Genomic DNA, 18931 nt, shown 5'->3' on the forward strand with positions numbered 1-18931 from the left:
TCTGCTACTGCAGGAGCGACATAACGCCGGAGTTCATCTGGTTCGCCTGGGCCAGCATGGCGGTAGCGGCCTGGGACAGGATCTGGGACTTGGTGAAGCTGCCCATTTCCTGTGCCATGTCGGTGTCGCGGATGCGGGAGTTGGCCGAGGAGAGGTTCTCCACGGACACCGCGATGGAACGTGATGTGGACTCCAGACGGTTCTGCTGTGCACCCAGGCTTGCGCGCTGGTCCGACGTAGACGCGATGGCCGCATCAAGAAGCTTGATGGTATCCGTGGCCTTCGACTGGGTGGTGACATCCGGAGCGACACCGAAAACGTCTGCGTCTGCGTCTGCACCGGTGAGGACATTCACGGTGCCCTTGACATCCGCCAGGGTGATGTCGATCGTCTCATTAGCATCCGCACCGACCTGGATCTTCAGGGTACCCGCGGTGGCACCGGCAGAGTTGTCAAGCAGCTTGATGCCGTTGAAGTTGGTCGAAGAGGTGATCCGCTTCAATTCGTCCGTCAGCGCCGTGATTTCGGTCTGGATGGCCTTGCGAGGCGCCGAGATGCTCTCGTCAACCTCTTCGGTGGCGTCGTCATCGACTGCACTGGAGCTGTTCGTATCGTTAGCGGACTGGACGGACAGATCGCGCATCCGGTTAAGGATGTTGTGGACCTCGGTCAGGGCGCCTTCAGCGGTCTGGATGAGGCTGATGCCGTCCTGCGCATTGCGGCCGGCCTGGGTCAGACCGGAGACCTGGTTCTTCAGGCCTTCGGAGATCGAGAGGCCGGCAGCGTCGTCAGCCGCACGGTTGATGCGCATACCGCTGGAGAGGCGCTCTACCGACTTGGCCTGCGCGCTCTGGTTGAGCGTGAGGTTGCGCATGGCGTTGAGCGATGAAACGTTGGTGTTGATTGTGAAACCCATGATGTATTCCTCCGTGAGTGGGCTGTACTAACAGGCCCGTCCGTGGGCCTGCAACCATAGCTATCGGCGGAGCATCAATAGGTGTTAGCAGTTCGGAATAAGTTTTTTATTTGTTTTCCATCTGCAGGAACGCCGCTAGGAAGCGGCAGGATTGAACACTGCGGGCCGTCCCGGAATACCGGGAAGTCCCACCGGCATTCCCGGAAGAAGCGGAGCTGCCACCCCGGGAAGCACCGGCGCCAGGTGGTGCCGGGTAATCCCGCCGGCCGTGCGGTCCCCCACCGAAGTGAGGTAGGCATTGCGGCGGGCGGGGGCAATCCGGGAGGAAATCTGCGGGGCATTGCCCTCGTCGGAGTAATGCGTGCCGAGTCCGTCCCGAAGAAGCCGGACCGCTTCGGCACGCTGCTGCGATACAGCCGAGTGCGTGCTGCCGAGTTCCTCGGCAATCTCCTTGACCGTGCGGTCGTGGAAATAGATTTCCTCCACGATGTACCGCATCTTCTCCGGCAGGGCAGCGACCGCTGCATTGAGGTACTTCAGCCGTTCGGTCGCCAGCAGGGAGCCCTCCGGCGACGGCATGTCAGCGACCAGGAAGTCGGTCACCGACTCGTCCAAGCTGTATACCGTGCGGGAAGCATCCGAAAGGGCGTCTTCGGCGACGGTGCGGTCCACGCCCAGGGCGGAGGCAATTTCATCCACGTTGGGCGTGCGCCCAAGCGCTGCAGTAAGGGTTTCCTTGACCGCCAGTGTTTCCTTGATCCGGCGCCGGGCTGAGCGGGTGGCCCAATCGCTGGAACGCATTTCATCAGCGAAAGCACCGACGATGCGGCGGCGGGCATACGCGCCGAAAGGAACCCCAAGATTCGGGTCAAAAGAATCGGCGGACGTTATCAGGGCAATGGAGCCGGCGGAAGCCAGGTCATCACGCGAAAGGTGCGTGGCTTTGGCACAAACTTCGGATACGAGATAGCCAACCAGCGGCAGGTTTTCCACCACGAGCGCATTGCGTTCGGTACGATTCAATCTTTGGACCCCCAAGCCCTTGTTCCCCAACTGTCCCTCAACTGGTCCCCCAGTTGTGCGCCTGCCCGTGGTCAGTGGCTGAGTCCGCTGTGCTATCCACACATGAGCGCTTTAGCTGAAACATACCACTAACATTCCGGGTCAACCGGTCGATAGTGCTTTTTGACGGACAAATTGCAATGCGTCCGCCAATCCGAAGACTTTTGCCGCAGGTTCGGGCCTGGAACCAGACGTCTTTCCCTTATAGAGACATTCAGTGCACTACCTAGGAGGTGAGCCAAGCATGGGTACTCAGAGACTCTCCGCACTTCTTTGGGAGGAGCGTGAGTTATTGGAACTTCTTGTGTTCAAGCTCGAAGAAGAACAACTGCTGCTCACCTCCGGAAAAACCAAATGGCTGACGCACGCTACGCGCGAGGTGGAGCAGGTCCTGGAACGCCTCCGAGGGGCCGATCTGGGGCGGGCCGTGGCAGTAGCCGGCCTTGCCCGCGAATGGGGAACTTCCGAAGACGCCACCCTCCGCGAGCTGGTAGCGGCAGCGCCGCCCGGGCCCTGGACGGAGATCTTCAATGCCCACCTCCAGGCCATGACGGAACTGACCGTAAAGATCCGCGAACTGCGCGATATCAACGAACAGTTCCTGCGCACAGCAGCCCGGTCGGCCCAGGAAACACTGGCGGGACTGAATCCCGAAGCCAACACCTACACCGCGTCCGGCACATCGGCCGCCCCCACCTCAGCCGCCCGGCTGGTTGACCAGAACATTTGACGTTAAGGACTCCTAAACAATGAGCACCTTCAGCGGCCTGAACACGGCATACACCGGCCTTTCCGCGGCCCGCAAGGGCATTGACGTGGTGGGCCAGAACATCGCCAACGCCAACGTTGCCGGCTACACCCGCCAGCGCCTGAACACCTCCGCTGCCCCCTCGCTGGCCCCGATGGGCAGGTTCTCCACCGGTACCGGCGTCGGCCAGGGCGTATCCGTGGACTCCATTGCCCGGCTGGGCAGCCTTCAGCTGGATACCCGGGTGCGCAGCACCGCCGCCGTGGCCGGCTACTCCGCCGTCCGCGCCAACGCCCTCATCGCCCTGGAGGACAGCTTCAACGAACCGGGCAAAAACGGGCTCTCCACCGCACTGCAGAATTTCTCCGCTGCTTGGCAGGGCGTAGCCAACAAGCCGGGCGACAATACCGCCGCTGCCGTGTTGCTGAGCGACACCGCAGCGGTGGCAGGCCAGATTGCCGCCGGGTACAACAACGTGCGCGACCAGTGGAACAGCACCCGCAGCGGGCTCAATGACATGGTCAGCGAACTCAATGACAGCGCCTCGCAGCTGGCCACGCTCAACGGAGCCATCCGCTCCACCCTCGCCTCCGGCGCCTCAGCGAACGAGTTGGTGGACCAGCGCAATGCATTGGCCACCACCATCGCTGCCCTGAGCGGTGCCACGGTCCGGGAAACTCCGGACGGCATGGTGGACGTGCTCATCGACGGCAACGCGCTAGTCACCGGCACGAATGTACGGACCCTGCAGGTTACCGGCGGAACATCCATCGATGACACCGCGGCGCCCACCGTTTCCTGGACGGACCGTGCCGGCTCGGCCGGGATCAGCCGCGGCGAAATTGCCGGCGCCGTTTCACTGCTGGCGCCGGCAGGAGCCGGGGGGATCTTCGCAGCAGCGGCCGCGTCCTACAACGAGGTTGCCGCCACCTTGGCGGCCACCGTCAACGAACTGCACAGCCAGGGCGCCACCACCGGCGGCGCCACCGGGCTAAACTTCTTCACCGTCGGCAGCCCCGCAGCCACCACGCTGAAAGCGATTCCCACAGACGCTTCCGGCATTGCCGCGGGAACGCCCGGCGCAGGCACTTTGGACGGCAGCATGGCGGACAAAATCTCCCAGCTGGGTTCCAAGGCCGGCTCCGCTGACGCAGTGTGGAGCACCTTCGTGACAGCCACTGGTGCACTCAGCCGGTCCGAACTGCAGCAGGCAACGCTCGCCGGCGTGGCTTCCTCCTCCGCTGTCGACCTGCAGCTGTCCAACGCCTCAGTGGACCTGGATGAGGAAAACGTGAACCTGCTGATGTACCAGCACGCTTACCAGGGTGCTTCCCGCGTGATGAGCGCCATTGACGAAATGCTCGACACCCTCATTAACCGCACCGGAATTGTCGGAAGGTAACCCCGTGATCAGCCGCACCACCAACCAGACCATGGCCCGGACGGCCCAGCAGAACCTGCAGGCCAGCATGTCCCGCATGGCCAAACTGCAGGAGCAGGTCACCTCCTCCGCCACCATTGGCCGCCCTTCGGATGACCCGACCGGCACGGCCAATGCGCTCAAGGTCCGGTCCGAAATCCGTGCGAACGTTCAGTACGGCTCCAACCAGAGCGACGCGGAGGGTTGGCTCAGCGTTACCGACAGCGCATTGAGCAATACCACCAAGATCCTGGGCCGGGTCAAGGACCTTGCCCTCAGCGCCACTACCGGCACTATGTCACCGAGCGACCGCAAGGCAATTGCCACAGAACTTGCCGGCCTGAAGACTGACCTGCTGCGCGAAGCCAATACCACCTACCTGGGCCGGACAGTGTTTGCCGGGACCTCGGACACCGGTAAGGCCTTCACCGAAGACGCGGGCTCCTACGACTACAGCGGAAGCGGCACCCCCACTACGCGTCGATTGGACGGCAGTACCCTGATGCGCGTTGATACCGATGGTGAAGCAGTGTTCGGCAGCGGAGAGGGATCAGTCTTTCGCCTGGTGGATGACCTGGTAAAGGATCTGAACGAGAATAACGATGCCAGCGGATACCTGACCAAGATCGATTCCGCCGCGGAAACGGTTCGGATGGAGCACTCCGCCCTTGGCGTCCGGCATGCCGCCACGATCAAGGCCAAGGACACCCTGGCGGAGCAGTCGATCAGCCTCGAATCCCGGCGCTCCGGCATCGAGGACCTGGACACTGCCAAAGTCATCATGGACATGAAGCTCCAGGAAGTCGCCTACCAGGCGGCTCTGGCGGTCACGGCGAAAGCACTGCAGCCCACACTGATGGACTTCCTGCGATGAGCACCGGCCTCACCTTCCTGACGCCCCCTCCCGGGTTGGCTCCCGAGGTCCACTTCGACCTCGAGGAGATCGACGGCGCGGCCGGCCTGTTCGCCCTGAGCACCTCCGGCAACGGGGGCACCGCCCGGCTCTACGTGCTGGACGCCTCCGTGTACCTGCCGGACTACCACCCGGAAATCACCGATGACCAGCGCCACCAGCTGCAGCTGGAAACCGCGGCCGACGCCGCCGTCCTGGTGGTTGCCAACCCCGCCCTGGACGGAACCACCGTCAACCTGCTGGCACCGATTGTGGTCAATGTGAACACCGGCAGCTGTGCGCAGGTGATCCTCGAAGGCCAGGACTGGCCGGTCCGTGCTCCCTTGGACCCGGTAGCCGCCTGAACGCACGCACTGATAAACCAAAAGGCGCACACCCCGCGGGGTGTGCGCCTTTTATGTTTCGCGAAAAGCTAAGGCTTAGGCGAAGTCGGCCGTTGCCGGATCGGCGCCGTAACGGGTGCCGTTGTCCAGGGCGTTGATGGCCTCGATGTCCTCAGCGCTGAGCCGAAGGTCCAGGGCCTCCCAGTTTTCCCGAATCCGGGACTCGGTCACGGACTTGGGGATCACAATGCTGCCCAGGGCCAGGTGCCAGGCGATGACCACCTGGGCCGGGGTGGCGCCGTCGTACTTCGCAGCGATCTCCACGAGCTTGGGGTCCTCGAGCAGGCCCTTGCCGGAGCCCAGCGGGGACCAGGACTCGTGCAGGATGTTGTGCTCGGCCTCGAAGGCGCGCAGATCGGCCTGGTTCAGGTACGGGTGGGTTTCCACCTGGTTCAGGACCGGGACAACGCCGGTGGCGTCGATGATTTCCTGCAGGGCTTCCTTGGTGAAGTTGCAGACGCCGATGGACTTCACGCGGCCCTGCTTCTGCAGTTCAACCAGCGCCTTCCAGGTGTCCACGTACTTGTTCTGCTTGGGCTGGAGCCAGTGGATCAGGTACAGGTCCAGGGTTTCCAGGCCCAGGCGCTCCATGGAAGCGTCAAAGGCCTTCAGGGTTTCTTCGTAGCCCTGGTCCGCGTTCCACACCTTCGTGGTGATGAACATGTCTTCGCGGGGGACGGACGTGGCGGCAATGGCGCGGCCGACACCGGCCTCATTGCCGTAGATCTTGGCCGTATCGATGTGGCGGTAGCCAACCTCGAAGGCCTGTCCCACTACCTTTTCGGCAACCTCGTCCTCAACCTGCCACACGCCGTAGCCGAGCTGGGGAATGGTATTGCCGTCATTAAAAGTCACAACCGGTGATGTAGTCATGGTCTCATCCTTGTCCGGAATGCGCCGAGCACAAAGTCGATATGCTCTGCGCGAAAACGGGCGGCAGCCTATTCCCGATTCCGCGAAGTATTTTGGGCGGCTAACTACAATTGCGGGGCTGCTGCCAGCGCACGCTCGGCTTCCGTAACGTCTTCGGCCACCAGCTCCGCGCGGCGTCGCACATTGTCCAGGCCCGCCGAGGCGATCCCCCAGCGCTCTGACTCCAGCCGGGACATGGCGGCCGCTTCGGCCGCTGCGGCGAGCGAGTTCCCGCTGCGCGACAGTGCCCGGTGCACGGTCGTCAGGGCGCCGGGGATGTTCTGCCCACTGCTGGGCAGCTGCTGCTGGGCGCGGACGCAGACCTCGCGGATCCGCGGCAGCAGCGCAGCGAGTTCGTTGGCGACGGTGACCAGTTCGTTGTAGACGGCGTCGTCTTCCACGCCTTCGAGCATCTGGTAATACCGGTCCAGGCCCCGGGTAAACCGGTCATGGGCACGGCGCCACACGCCCTTGCCCAGTTCCGCGTCATCCTTCCGCCCCTGCCGGGCGGCTGCAAAAAGTGCCATCTACGTCCTATTACAAGTACTGGCCGGGGCCCGCGTGCGGTTCCTGCCGCGGGCTGCCCGTCCCTTGGGAAGCACGGCGCGGCTCCCCGTCGTCTCCAACAACAATTCCAGGGGCCAGCATGGTCCCGGGCGGCAGCTGGCGCAACTGAAGCCGCCCGGCCGCCTGGCTGGCCGTCTGCTGCGCGGCAATGGCGGTCTGGATACCACGGAAGAGACCTTCCAGCCAGCCCACCATCTGGGCCTGCGCAATCCGCAGTTCCGCGTCGGTGGGGGTTGAATCATCCAGGAACGGCAGGTTGATCCGGTGCAGCTCGTCCACGAGTTCGGGTGCAAGCCCGTCCTCAAGCTCGCCGATGGAGCGGGCGTGGATCTCCGCCAATCGGTTGCGTGCGGCGTCGTCCAGCGGCGCGTTGCGCACCTCTTCAAGCAGCTGCTTGATCATGGTGCCGATGCGCATGACCTTCGCCGGCTCGTCCACCAGCTCGTTCAGTTTGGCCGGTCCGCTTTTGGCCTTGGCGTGCCCGTCCTGCGGGGCATCCGCTGCCCGGGCCACCGCGGCGGCGCCGCTTTCTGTTCCCGCAGCGCCCGAACGGGCAGTACCGTCCTCCGCCGGGGTCTCTGACTTCTGGGCAGGAGCGTCCGGGGCCGCGCCGGGGCCGTCGGAGGATCCGTTCTGATCAGTCATGGCATTAATGCTCTCACGCTTAGTGACGGTTGCCTCCTGTCCGGCCGGCTTTCCGGCCGTCCCGGCCGTATTGGCAGCAATAATGCGACGCATATACGCACGACGGCGGCGCCGCGGGCAGGTGCGGCGCCGCCGTCGTTAGTGGTTCCGTCCTGGCGGGTGCAGGCTCAGCAGCAGCGGCCCTGCGGGTTGGCATCCTGGCGGTCCATCTTGTCCCGCCAGAACTCCTTCTCGCTCATCAGCGGGGACGCACAGCCCGACGCCGCGTGGAAGTCCGCGTACTTGCGGTACGCGTCTTCCCCCATCACGTCGCGGAAGAACCGCACGAAGTTGCGCACCCCCTGCCCGACGGCGACGGCGGCACTCATGAGTGCGCGGCTTTCTTCGCCGGCCGCTTGGCGTCCAGCGCATCCCACTGGGCCAGGATCTCCTTTTCCGCCGGAGTGGTCAGGAACCCCGCAGGCGCGAACTTCCGGGACGGGACCGCCGGGTCTTCAGCACTGGGGGCGCCCCCGGAACGGTAGGAGCGGATGGTGGCGATGATGGCCGTGATGATCACGATGATTGCCAGCGTCACGAACACCACGGACAGCGTGGTCTGGATCAAGGTGTTGCGCACCACCGCTTCCATGGCTTCCACGGTCTTGGCCGTGCCGAAGCTGGTCTTCCCTTCGGCCAGGGCCGCGGAGAAGGCCTCATGGTTGGCCCAGTAGCCGACGGCGGGAACCGGCGAGAAGATCTTGTAGAACGACGCCGTAATGGTCACCACCGCGGCGAAGGCCAGCGGCAGCGCCACGATCCACAGCCACCGAAACGCGTTCTTTTTGGCGATGATGGCCATGCAGACGGCCAGCGCAATGGCGGCGAGCAGCTGGTTGGCGATGCCGAAGAGCGGGAACAGGGTGTTGATCCCGCCCAGCGGGTCCGTGACCCCCATGATCAGGATCGACCCCCAGCCGGCCACCATAATGGCGGTGCTGATCCATGCGCCGGGCCGCCAGGACATGTCCTTGAACTTCGGGGCGACGTTGCCGATGGTGTCCTGCAGCATGAACCGTGCCACTCGGGTGCCGGCGTCTACGGCGGTGAGGATGAACAGGGCCTCGAACATAATCGCAAAGTGGTACCAGAACGCCATCATGGACGGCCCGCCGATCAGGGAATGCATGATGGTGGCCAGGCCGACGGCGAGCGTGGGCGCGCCGCCGGTGCGCGACACAATGGACTCTTCCCCCACGTTGGAGGCAAGGCCGGAAAGCATGTCCGGGGTGAGGTTCACGCCCGTCAGGCCCAGGCTGTTGACGAAGGCGACGGCGCCCTCCACGGTTCCGCCGGTGGCGCCGGCGGAGGCGTTCATGGCGAAGTAGATGCCGCGGTCAATCGAGACGGCGGCGACGAGCGCCATGATGGCCACGAAGGATTCCATCAGCATGCCGCCGTAGCCGATGAACCGGGTCTGGCGTTCCTTCTCCAGCATCTTGGGGGTGGTGCCGGAGGAGATCAGGGCGTGGAAGCCGGACAATGCACCGCAGGCGATGGTGACGAACAGGAACGGGAAGAGCGGGCCGGCGACCACCGGGCCGTTGTCCCGGCCGGCGAATTCGCTGACCGCGGGAACGGAGATTTCCGGGCGGACAATGATGATCGCGACGGCTAGCATCACGATGGTGCCCACCTTCATGAAGGTGGAGAGGTAGTCGCGCGGGGCCAGCAGCAGCCAGACCGGCAGGACGGCGGCAATGAAGCCGTAGATGATGATGCCCCAGGCGATGGTTGTCGGTTCCAGGGTCAGGGCGTCGCCCAGCGGGGTGCCGGCAACCCAGCCGCCGCCGATGATCGCGGCCAGCAGCAGGACGAAGCCGATGATGGACACCTCAGTGACCTTGCCCGGCCGCAGGAAGCGCAGGTAGACGCCCATGAACAAGGCGATGGGGATGGTCATGCTGACGGAGAAGACGCCCCACGGGCTTTCGGCCAGGGCGTTCACCACCACCAGGGCGAGGATGGCCACGATGATGATCATGATGACCAGGGTGGCGATCAGTGCTGCGGTGCCGCCGATCAGCCCGAGTTCGTCGCGGGCCATCTGGCCCAGCGAGCGGCCGCCGCGGCGCATGGAGAAGAACAGGACAAGGTAATCCTGGACAGCGCCGGCCAGCACCACGCCCACAATGATCCAGATGGTTCCGGGCAGGTAGCCCATCTGCGCGGCCAGGACCGGGCCGACGAGCGGGCCGGCGCCGGCAATGGCGGCGAAGTGGTGGCCGTAAAGCACCCGCCGGTCGGTGGCGGCGAAGTCCTTGCCGTCCGCCAGGTACTCCGCGGGAGTGGCACGGCGGTCATTGGGCTTCAGCAGTTTGGCTTCAATGAGCTTGGAGTAGAAGCGGTACCCAATGAAATAGGTACACACCGCGGCGAACACGAACCAGATGGCGTTGACCGTTTCGCCGCGGACCACGGCCAGCATGGTCCAGCTCAAGCCGCCCAGCAGGGCGATGCCCGCCCACAGGGCAATCTTTCCCGGCGTCCACCGGCGGTCTTCCGCCGCCAGCACTTCCGGGTCCACGGCTACCGGCGGCAGTGCCGGGTCCTGTTCCAGGACGTCGCCGTCCGGTATTCCTTCAGTTTCGGCCCGGTGCCGATGGTTCTCGCTCATGATGATCCCTCTATCTGCGGTGGCTTGTCTGCGTTGACATTTCAACCGATGGGCAGGGAGTGACCCTGCTCCTAGAGATTATCAGCGGGTGAGTTGCACGTCACAGATACACGTGACGGCGGCCGCACAAGTACAGCCGCCGTCGTTGTGCCCCTGGGGACTCCGGAACTAGAGGGTGAGCAGGATCTTGCCCGCGTGCTGCCCGGAGTCGAAGTACTCGTGGGCGGCGGCCGCCTCGGCCAGCGGGAAGGTGCGGTCCACCAGGGGCCGGATCTGCCCGGAGACCAGCAGCGGCCAGACATGCTCACCCACCGCGGCCATGATGGCACTCTTTTCCTCCACCGGCCGTCCGCGGAGGGTGGTGCCGATGACGGCGGCGCGTTTGATCATCAGCTGGTTCAGGTCCAGTTCGGCCTTGATACCGCCCTGCAGCCCGATGATCACCAGCCGGCCGGCGACGGCGAGCGCATCCAGGTTCTTCTGCAGGTACTTGGCGCCCACCACGTCAAGGATGACGTCGGCCCCGTGGCCTCCGGTGGCTTCGCGCACCGCTTCGACGAAGTCCTGTTCCTTGTAGTTGATCAGCACCTTGGTGCCCAGCGACTGAGCCAGTTCCAGCTTTTCCGCGGACCCGGCGGTCACCATGGGAACGGCGCCGAAGGCCGCGACCATCTGGATGGCCATGGTGCCGATGCCGCCGGTGGCCCCGTGGATCAGGACATAGTCCCCCTCCTGGACTGCGGCAGCCATAAAGAGGTTGGAAAAAACGGTGGCTGCCGTTTCCGGCAAGGAGGCGGAGGTGACGGCGTCGAAGCCGTCCGGCAGGGGCAGGACCTGGCCGGCGGGCACGGCCACCTGCTCGGCGTAGCCGCCGCCGGACAGCAGTGCAACCACTTCGGTTCCCACTGCCGGGCCCTCCACGCCTTCGCCGAGGGCGGCAATGCGGCCCGAAACTTCCAGCCCCGGATATTCGGAGGCTCCGGCCGGCACCGGATAGTGTCCCTGGCGCTGCATTGCGTCGGCGCGGTTGATGCCGGCGGCAATGACATCTATCAGCACTTCTCCCGGTCCGGCTGCGGGCGTGGGTACGTCCTGGAGTTCAAGCGCTTCCGGTCCCCCGGGCGTTCCAATAACGATCGCTTTCATGCTGTCCTTCCTGGTTCAGGGAATTTTGGTGAATTCATCCCTTCTGCCAGACTACTAGTGAGGAAGGTTGTCCGAGCGGCCGATGGAGCTGGTCTTGAAAACCAGTGTGCGGTAACCCCGTACCAAGGGTTCGAATCCCTTACCTTCCGCGTCGACACGGAAAAGCGGCCCCGGTAACGGGGCCGCTTTTCCTTTTGCCGGCACCTCCCGGGGAACTACGGTGATCCCATGACCGGGGTGGAGCAGCAGGAACGGACGCGGATCCTGCGCGCCCTGGAAGACATCACCGATTCACTCCAGTCCTCGGCCCTGTCCTCGTTCCTCGATCCGCTGCTCGCCACGGACCTGACTGTTCGGCAGCTCAAGGTCCTCACGGTGCTGGTCACCATCGAGGAGGGTGCGACGGGCAGCGGTTTGGCTCAATCCTTCGGCGTTTCCATGGCCTCCATGTCCGGACTGGTGGACCGGCTTGTGGCTCAGGGCGTAGCTGTCCGCTCGGAAGATCCCGTGGACGCCCGGGTGCGCAGGGTGAAGGCCACCCCGTTGGGCCGGACCGTGGTGCGCCGCCTGGTCGCAGGACGTCCGGAACTGAATTCCGACATCCTGGACCGGCTGCCGCTTGCTGACCTGCAGGCGCTTGAGCAGGGCTTGCGGGCGATCTCCGCCGAGGTAACCCGCAGGGCGCACGCCACGGGATGACTACCGTGCCGCTGCAGCGCCGGGGCCGCAGCGGCAGGGCCGTCATTGCCGTCCGGGCGCCGTGAGCTGAACGTGTCCGGCGCCGTCGGCCGGCAGGACGGTAAACAGGGCAGGTTCACGGAACCCCTTGTCGGCGAAGGCTGACAGCACCCCGGCACGGACTGCGTCCTCGTCGTCGTGCCGGACCAGGGCAATGGCCGAACCGCCGAACCCGCCTCCGGTCATCCGGGCACCCATCGCGCCGGCAGCGAGGGCGGCGTCCACGGCCAGGTCCAGTTCCGGGCAGGAGACCTCGAAGTCATCCCGCAGGGAGATGTGCGAGGCGGTCAGCAGTTCACCGATGGAGTCCACCGCGCCGTCGCGCAGCTTCTGCGCCACCTGCAGCACCCGCTGGTTCTCACTCAGGATGTGCCGCACCCGCCGCTGCGTCTGCCGGTCCAAGCCGGACAGGTCCGCGTCGGCAGGCACTTCGCGCAGCGACTCCGCGCCCAGCGCTGCCGCGCCCCGCTCGCAGGACTGCCGGCGCGCACTGTAGCCGCCGTCGGAGTGGCTGTGCTCCACCCGGGTGTCCATCACAAGCACTGAGAGGCCGTGCTCCGCTAGCGGCAGCGGCACAATTTCAGAGTCCAGGCTCCGGCAGTCCAGGAACAGGGCGCCGCCTTCGGCGCCCATCAGGGACGCAGACTGATCCATGATGCCTGTGGGTGCACCCACAAACTCGTTCTCCGCGTACTGAGTCAGGCGGGCCATCCCGGGACGGTCCAGCCCCAGGCCGAGCAGGTCATTCAGCGCCACGATCACCGCCACTTCCACGGCATGCGATGAGGACAGGCCGGCACCCACCGGAACGGTGGAATCCAGGAGCAGGTCGAATCCCGGTACGGACGCACCGGCATGCTGCGCCAAGGCGTACACCACACCGGCAGGATAAGCGGCCCAACCAGCTGCCAGGCCCGGTTCCAGCCCACCGGTGGAGAACTCCGCCCGCGACAGTCCGAGACCCTTCTGCGCATAGGTGGAGGCGAGGCGGACGACGTCGGTGTCCGCTTCCGGGTCCTGTCCCGGACGGCGCAGGCGCACCGCCACCAAGGCGCTGCGGTCAATGGCGAACGGCAGGACGAAGCCGTTGTTGTAATCCGTGTGCTCACCGATCAGGTTCACCCGCCCCGGGGCGCACCACACGCCGTCGGGCTCCGCGCCGAAGACCCCGGCGAAGCGGCGGGCCAACGCACCGGCCCGTTCCTCCAAATTAGTGGCGCTGGTTGCGGTGCTCATACCCGGACCTCCCGGAGCTTGGCGGCGGTTTGCTCCGCCGTGGTGTCGTTGACGAAAGCACCCATGGCAGCCTCCGAGCCCGCGAGGAACTTCAGCTTGTCCTCCGCCCGGCGGGGACTGGTCAGCTGCAGGTGCAGCCAGCCCGCCTCGCGGTCCGCGGCGGTAACCGGAGTCTGGTGCCAGGCGGAAATGTACGGGGTGGGAGTTTCGTACAACCCGTCCACCCGCCGGAGCAGGTCCAGGTAGACGGCGGCGAGCTCGTCACGTTCCGCCCCGGTCAGCGCGGCCAGGTCCGGAACCTGCCGGTGCGGCACCAGGTGTACTTCCAGGGGCCAGCGGGCCGCGTAGGGGACGTAGGCGGAGAAATGCTCGCCGGCCAGGACCATCCGGTCCCCGGCCTCCGTCTCGGCGCGGAGCAGTTCTCCCATCAGGGGCCGGCCATGCTCAGCGAGGTGCAGGCGGGAGCGTTCGGCCAGACGGGCGGCATGCGGCGCGGCGTAGGGGTAGGCGTAGATCTGCCCGTGCGGGTGGTGCAGCGTGACGCCGATGTCCTGGCCGCGGTTTTCGAACGGAAATACGTGTGCGATGCCCTCCAGCGCGGACAGTTCCTCCGTGCGCTGCGCCCAGGCTTCCACCACCGTCCGTGCCCGGTTATAGGACAGCGAGGCGAAGGACCCGGTGTGCTCGGGGGTGAAGACCACTACCTCGCAGCGGCCGAACGCGGGATCGGGACGGCCCCACAGTTCCCGGCCGCCCGCTTCCCCCGGCTCCGGCAGGGTGCCCAGGGCCGGGCCCAGGGAGGGGAACCGGTTTTCAAACACGACGACGTCGAAGTCTCCGGCGGGGATTTCAGAGAACCGGTCCGCGGTGGTGGGGCACAGCGGGCACTGGTCCGCGGGAGGCAGGTAGGTGCGGGCCTGCCGGTGTGCGGCAACGGCCACCCATTCCCCGGTCAGCCGGTCAAAGCGCACTTCTCCGTTGCCGGAACGGGGATCCAGCGGGCGGGCGTCATGGACGGAGTCCACCGGCCGGCCGCCGCGGTCCGTGAAGAACAGCGATTCGCGGCCGTCGGCGAGCCTGTGCCGCCGGTGGACGATGGGCAGCGGCACGGTTTCCCGTGCTGCGCCGGACGTGCTGAACACTTACTGGCCTCCCATACCGGACGTGGCGAAACCCCTGATGATGTGACGCTGGAACAGCATAAAAACAATCAGCAGCGGCAGCGCACCGATCATTGCGCTGGCCATTTCGGAGGCGTACTGGACTCCGTAGGCATTCTTCACCGTACCCAGTCCCACGGGGATGGTCATGATTTCCGGGGAATTGGTCACGATGAACGGCCAAAGGAAGTTGTTCCAGGCACTGATGAACACAAAGATCGATACGGCGGTAATGATGGACCGGGACAGCGGCAGCACTACGGCGAAGAACACCCGGAAGTCGCCGGCCCCGTCCAGGCGGGCCGCCTCCTCCAGCTCAACGGGAATCTGGTCGAAGAAGTTCTTCATGACAATGACCATCAGCGGCATCACCACCTGGGGCAGGGCAACGCCCAGGATCGTGTCAGAGAGACGCAGCGCGATCATCTGGTCGAACAGCGGCACAATCAGGATCTGCGGCGGCACCATGATCGCGGCAACGGTAAGGCCGAAGAGCCACTTGCGGCCGCGGAACTTCTGCCGGGAAAACGCGTACGCGGCCATGGCGGAAATGGCCACGGTGATCACGGTGACGATGGTGGAGACCAGCACGGAGTTCCAGATCCAGAGCGGGATGTCGCCGGCCGCCAGCACGTTGCGGTAGGCCTCCGCCGTCCAGCCGCTGTCCGGCCAGAACTTCAGCGGTGCGGCGGAAACATCCGCCTCCGCCTTGAAGGAGGACAGCACAGCCCACAGCAGGGGCACGGCCCACACGACGGCGAGCACCGCCACCACGGCGTACGCCGCCACCCGTCCCTTGCGGCCGGGGCCCAGGGTCAGGCTGCGCAGGTGTTCGGCTTCGCGCTTTTTCTGTGCGCGGGCACGGACCCGGCGGCTCAGGGCGGCTTCGTCCTCCGGCCGGGTTTCGGATGCGGGTGCAGGAGCAGTTGCAGTAGCCATGTCAGGAGTCCTTCCGCTTTGCGAACCACATCTGGGCCAGGGAGACCAGGACGATGAGCGCGAAGAAAATGTAGGAGGTAGCGGAGGCGTAACCGAGCCGGTACCCGATGAATCCGGAGTCGTAGATGTACTGCAGGATCGAGCGGGTGGCGCCGTTCGGTCCGCCCTGGGTCAGCAGGAAGATCTGGTCGAAGACCTTCAGTGAGGCGAGGGCCTGCAGCAGGATGATCAGGCCCGTGGTGCTTTTCATCATGGGCAGGGTGATGGAGAACAGCCGCCGCCAGGACCCGGCGCCGTCCAGCTGGGCGGCTTCATAAAGGTGGTCCGGGATGTTCTGCAGGGCCGAGAGGTAGAGCAGGAAGTTGAATCCGACGGTCCACCACAGCGTCACCAGGGCAATGGACCACATGGCCACGTGCTCGTCGCTCAGCCAGCCCACCTGGCTGAAACCGAGCCGGTCCAGCATTCCGTTGACCAGGCCGAAGTCGTTGGTGAAGAGGAACGCCCAGATGGCGGTCACCACGGAAACCGGGAGCAGGAACGGGGCGAAAAAGGTCAGCCGCCACAGCCACTGGCCCTTCAGTCCCGTGTAGACGAGGTACGCCATCACGAAGGAGACCACTACCAGCGGCACGGAGGAGATCACGGTGAAGAACAGGGTGTTCCCCAGCGAGGACCACATCTGCGGGTCGGTGAGGGCCTCGGAGTAGTTCGAAAGCCCCACGGTCTTGGCGCCCTCGGTGACCAGGGACCGGTTGGTAAGGCTCATCCACAGCCCGTAAATGATCGGCCAGATCAGGAAAAGCCCGAAGAAGAACAGGTAGGGGGCCAGGAACCAGTAGCCGGTGCGCGACGTCGGACGCCGGCGCGGAGCGCGGGAATTCAGCCTGGTACCGGCGACGGCCGGAAGGCCCGGAGAGTTGGCAGGAGTGTTGGTGGTGGTCATGGCTGGCTCCTCAGGCGGTCGGGTTCGGGGCGGCGAGGAAGCGGTCCATGGCGGTGAGCATTCCGCCGACGGCGTCCATCGGCTTGGTCTGGCCCCGGAAGGCACTTGAGAGCGCCTGCGACATCTGGTTCTGGAAATCGGTGCCGGCACCGGCGAACCAGACCGCCGGGTCAAAGACCACGCGTTCACCGGCTGCGGCGTAGTCGGCCTGCGGGCGCAGTTCCTGGTATTCGGCGGTCTGCTGTGCGGGCAGGTAGGCGGGAATGTGGCCCGCCGTGCCCCACTGCGGGCCGCCCTCACGGATAACCGAGCCGACAAATTCGTAGATGGCGCGGCGGCGTTCGTCCGTCATGGAGCGCTGCTGCGGCAGGACATAGCTGTGCGAGTCCGCGTAGGCGGCCGGAGTGCCGAACATGGTGGGCATCGGCATGCCACCGGTCTGCGGCACCGCCTTCTGCAGGCCTGCCACCTCCCACACGCCGGACAGGATCATGCCCACGCGCCCGCCGTTGTAGGCGGCCAGCCCGCTCTCGTAGTCCATGTTTTCGGTCAGGCACTTGCCGTCCATCCAGGATGCGACGGCCCCGATCACTCCTGCCGCCCGATCCTCATCAATGGCTGCCGGCGAGCCGGGTTCGAGTTGGTACTCGCCGCCGGTCTGCCGGTACAGGCCCCAGAACAGCCTCCAGGCCTGGGCGGTGTCCATCAGGTAGCCGAAGCTGATGCCGTAGCCTCCGGTGACTTCCGCCAGCTTGCTGCCCACCTCATGCAGCTCTTCGGGCGAAGAGATCGGAAGGGTGCCGTCGGAGGCGAGCACGCCGGCCTTTTCGGCCAGGTCCTGGTTGAAGAAGGTGATGAAGGGGTGGGTGTCCAATGGCAGGGAGTACAGCTCGCCGTCGTAGTGGCAGGACTCCCACACCGCGGGGGCGAAATCCTTTTCATGGATGCCAACTTCGGCCAGCAGCGTCTTGTCCCATGGCTCCAGCAGGCCACCTGGCGCATAGCCCGGCATCCGGGAAATGTGCATGATGGCGGTGTCCGGCGGCTGCTGCGAAGCCGAGCTCATCGCCAGCTTGGTGTAATACGGCGGCCCCCAGGAGAACGTGGTGGGTTCGATGCTCAGCCCGGTTCGGGCTTCCACATCGCTGATGATGCCGCGCATATTGGCACCGTCGGCACCCTGGAACGGGTCCCAGACCGTGACGGGCGCCCGGCCGGAAGCGGCCGTGCCGCCGCAACCTGCCAGCGTGCCGGCGGCGCCTGCCGTGACGGCCGCCGCCAGCGCCCCCCGCAGGAACTGCCTGCGGTTCGGAGTTCTGTACTTGGTGTTCATTCTGCTCCATTTCCGGGCTCTGGACGTGAACTCATCATTGAGGTCAGTGTGACTGGTGAGCTGAACCACATGGGCAGGATTCTAACGTTAGCAATCGGTCACCGCCTATTCTTGGTAATTGCAAGTACACGGCCTCGGCCGCTGACAGGTAGTGGAAAGGGTCGGGAACGTGAAGCGAGTGGGCGTCAAGGAGGTCGCAGAGCGAGCCGGCGTGTCATGGAAGACCGTCTCCAACGTGATGAACAACCGCCCGGTGGTGCATCCGGAAACGCGCGCCCGGGTCCTGCAGGCCGTGAAGGAACTGGGATATACCCCTAATCTGATCGGCCGCCAGCTGCGCCAGGGTTCCACCCGCGCCATCGCCCTGGTGGTCCCGGACCTGCGCAACCCGTACTTCGGGGTGCTCGCGGAAACCTTGGAATCCGCCGCCAAGAGCCGGGGATACACCGTGTCCATCGAGATTTCCGGCGGAACCGTGGATCTGGAGCAGCACTACCTGCACGGCTGGCACGGACGGTTGTTTGACGGGCTGATCTTCTCTCCTTCCGCCGTCACCGCCGAAGCCATCACCAAACGCACCGACCCCACACCCATGGTGCTGCTGGGTGAACGGATTATCAGTGCGGACGTACCGCATGTGGCCATCGACAATGTGGCCTCCAGCATGGATCTGGTCCGGCACCTGGTGGAGGGCGGACGACGCCGGATCGGGTTCCTTGGCGCAGACGGCACCGGCGGGATTTCCACCGGCAGCCAGCGGTTTGAGGGCTACCGGGCAGCCCTGCGCTTTGCCGGCCTGCCCTATGACCCGGCGCTCGTGGGCACCACGGGCTCCTGGTTCCGCAAGGAGGGCTTCGATATGGCGCAGCAGATCCTCGCCGCACCCGGCGTGGACGCATTGGTCTGCGCCAATGACCTCCTCGCCGTCGGCGCCCTGACGGCGGCACGCGGGCTGGGACGCCGTGTCCCGCAGGACCTTGCGCTGGTGGGCTGGGACAACATTGACGAAGTTGCCTATACCGCCCCGGGCATTACTTCCGTGGCACCGGACCTGGAGGCCCTGGCCGAAGCGGCGGTCTCCTCCGTGCTGGGCGAACTGGACGGCGAAGTGGTGATCCCGCACCGCATCGTCGAACGGGAGTCCTCGGCGCCTGCAGTATAGGCAGGGCGGAGCAGCGTCGGTGTGCCGGGTATTTTTGCCGATGGATTCT

General features: G+C 65.3%; 19 protein-coding genes and 1 tRNA gene. 7 read left to right on the plus strand and 13 right to left on the minus strand.

Translation table 11 applies throughout. The features are described 5' to 3' along the window. Positions 1 to 4: 4 nt before the first annotated feature. Positions 5 to 916, minus strand: a complete 912-nt coding sequence (locus LJ754_RS14160) for a flagellin N-terminal helical domain-containing protein (protein WP_227927063.1) — start codon at positions 914 to 916, stop codon at positions 5 to 7. 135 nt (positions 917 to 1051) lie between these two features. Continuing rightward, positions 1052 to 1939, minus strand: a complete 888-nt coding sequence (locus LJ754_RS14165; RefSeq protein WP_227927064.1) for a sigma-70 family RNA polymerase sigma factor — start codon at positions 1937 to 1939, stop codon at positions 1052 to 1054. 283 nt (positions 1940 to 2222) lie between these two features. Between LJ754_RS14165 and LJ754_RS14170 the strand changes: the two genes are divergently transcribed. The 4 genes from LJ754_RS14170 to LJ754_RS14185 are packed head-to-tail and all read left to right on the plus strand — an operon-like array spanning position 2223 to position 5403. Continuing rightward, positions 2223 to 2708, plus strand: a complete 486-nt coding sequence (locus tag LJ754_RS14170; RefSeq protein ID WP_227927065.1) for a flagellar protein FlgN — start codon at positions 2223 to 2225, stop codon at positions 2706 to 2708. A 19-nt stretch (positions 2709 to 2727) separates the two neighbouring features. After that, the gene (gene flgK / locus LJ754_RS14175; RefSeq protein ID WP_227927066.1) at positions 2728 to 4128 is read left to right on the plus strand and encodes a flagellar hook-associated protein FlgK; all 1401 of its coding nucleotides are present in this window, start codon (positions 2728 to 2730) and stop codon (positions 4126 to 4128) included. Positions 4129 to 4132: 4 nt separating this feature from the next. Next, the gene (gene flgL, locus LJ754_RS14180; RefSeq protein ID WP_227927067.1) at positions 4133 to 5020 is read left to right on the plus strand and encodes a flagellar hook-associated protein FlgL; all 888 of its coding nucleotides are present in this window, start codon (positions 4133 to 4135) and stop codon (positions 5018 to 5020) included. Then, positions 5017 to 5403, plus strand: a complete 387-nt coding sequence (locus LJ754_RS14185) for a flagellar assembly protein FliW (protein WP_227927068.1) — start codon at positions 5017 to 5019, stop codon at positions 5401 to 5403. Before flgL ends, LJ754_RS14185 begins: the two co-directional genes overlap by 4 nt. Positions 5404 to 5478: 75 nt before the next feature. Here LJ754_RS14185 and LJ754_RS14190 read toward each other — a convergent pair whose 3' ends face one another. From LJ754_RS14190 to LJ754_RS14215, 6 genes are all read right to left on the minus strand, one after another. Next, a complete protein-coding gene (locus tag LJ754_RS14190; protein WP_227913253.1) occupies positions 5479 to 6315 on the minus strand; it encodes an aldo/keto reductase in 837 nt (278 codons plus the stop codon). Between the two features lie 104 nt (positions 6316 to 6419). Then, positions 6420 to 6881: a hypothetical protein gene (locus LJ754_RS14195; protein ID WP_227913249.1), complete on the minus strand. Its 462-nt coding sequence runs from the start codon at positions 6879 to 6881 to the stop codon at positions 6420 to 6422. 10 nt (positions 6882 to 6891) lie between these two features. Next, positions 6892 to 7566 (minus strand): bacterial proteasome activator family protein, encoded by a 675-nt coding sequence (locus LJ754_RS14200; protein ID WP_231706368.1) that lies wholly within the window; start codon positions 7564 to 7566, stop codon positions 6892 to 6894. A gap of 167 nt (positions 7567 to 7733) precedes the next feature. Beyond that, positions 7734 to 7934: a YbdD/YjiX family protein gene (locus LJ754_RS14205; RefSeq protein ID WP_227927069.1), complete on the minus strand. Its 201-nt coding sequence runs from the start codon at positions 7932 to 7934 to the stop codon at positions 7734 to 7736. Further along, on the minus strand, positions 7931 to 10222 hold the full coding sequence (locus LJ754_RS14210) for a carbon starvation CstA family protein (RefSeq protein ID WP_227927070.1): 2292 nt from the start codon (positions 10220 to 10222) through the stop codon (positions 7931 to 7933). The genes LJ754_RS14205 and LJ754_RS14210 overlap by 4 nt, the downstream gene beginning before the upstream one ends. A gap of 168 nt (positions 10223 to 10390) precedes the next feature. Then, the gene (locus LJ754_RS14215) at positions 10391 to 11368 is read right to left on the minus strand and encodes an NAD(P)H-quinone oxidoreductase (protein WP_227927071.1); all 978 of its coding nucleotides are present in this window, start codon (positions 11366 to 11368) and stop codon (positions 10391 to 10393) included. A gap of 61 nt (positions 11369 to 11429) precedes the next feature. Between LJ754_RS14215 and LJ754_RS14220 the strand changes: the two genes are divergently transcribed. Beyond that, positions 11430 to 11517: transfer RNA gene (locus LJ754_RS14220), tRNA-Ser, on the plus strand. A 79-nt stretch (positions 11518 to 11596) separates the two neighbouring features. After that, on the plus strand, positions 11597 to 12067 hold the full coding sequence (locus LJ754_RS14225) for a MarR family winged helix-turn-helix transcriptional regulator (RefSeq protein WP_227927072.1): 471 nt from the start codon (positions 11597 to 11599) through the stop codon (positions 12065 to 12067). A 42-nt stretch (positions 12068 to 12109) separates the two neighbouring features. Here the strand turns inward: LJ754_RS14225 and galK are convergent, their stop codons facing one another. The 5 genes from galK to LJ754_RS14250 are packed head-to-tail and all read right to left on the minus strand — an operon-like array spanning position 12110 to position 17720. Further along, a complete protein-coding gene (gene galK, locus LJ754_RS14230; protein ID WP_227927073.1) occupies positions 12110 to 13342 on the minus strand; it encodes a galactokinase in 1233 nt (410 codons plus the stop codon). Next, positions 13339 to 14439, minus strand: a complete 1101-nt coding sequence (gene galT, locus LJ754_RS14235) for a galactose-1-phosphate uridylyltransferase (RefSeq protein ID WP_442860341.1) — start codon at positions 14437 to 14439, stop codon at positions 13339 to 13341. Before galT ends, galK begins: the two co-directional genes overlap by 4 nt. 45 nt (positions 14440 to 14484) lie before the next feature. After that, on the minus strand, positions 14485 to 15441 hold the full coding sequence (locus LJ754_RS14240) for a carbohydrate ABC transporter permease (RefSeq protein ID WP_227927075.1): 957 nt from the start codon (positions 15439 to 15441) through the stop codon (positions 14485 to 14487). A 1-nt stretch (position 15442) separates the two neighbouring features. After that, entirely contained in the window at positions 15443 to 16387 is a 945-nt protein-coding gene (locus tag LJ754_RS14245; RefSeq protein WP_227927076.1) for a carbohydrate ABC transporter permease, read from the minus strand. Positions 16388 to 16397: 10 nt separating this feature from the next. After that, positions 16398 to 17720, minus strand: a complete 1323-nt coding sequence (locus LJ754_RS14250; protein ID WP_227927077.1) for an extracellular solute-binding protein — start codon at positions 17718 to 17720, stop codon at positions 16398 to 16400. Between the two features lie 178 nt (positions 17721 to 17898). Between LJ754_RS14250 and LJ754_RS14255 the strand changes: the two genes are divergently transcribed. Further along, complete coding sequence (locus LJ754_RS14255) at positions 17899 to 18882, plus strand: LacI family DNA-binding transcriptional regulator (protein ID WP_227927241.1); 984 nt, start codon at positions 17899 to 17901, stop codon at positions 18880 to 18882. The last annotated feature ends 49 nt before the right edge of the window (positions 18883 to 18931 follow it).

This window comes from Arthrobacter sp. zg-Y40 (assembly GCF_020731535.1).
GTDB lineage: Bacteria > Actinomycetota > Actinomycetes > Actinomycetales > Micrococcaceae > Arthrobacter_B.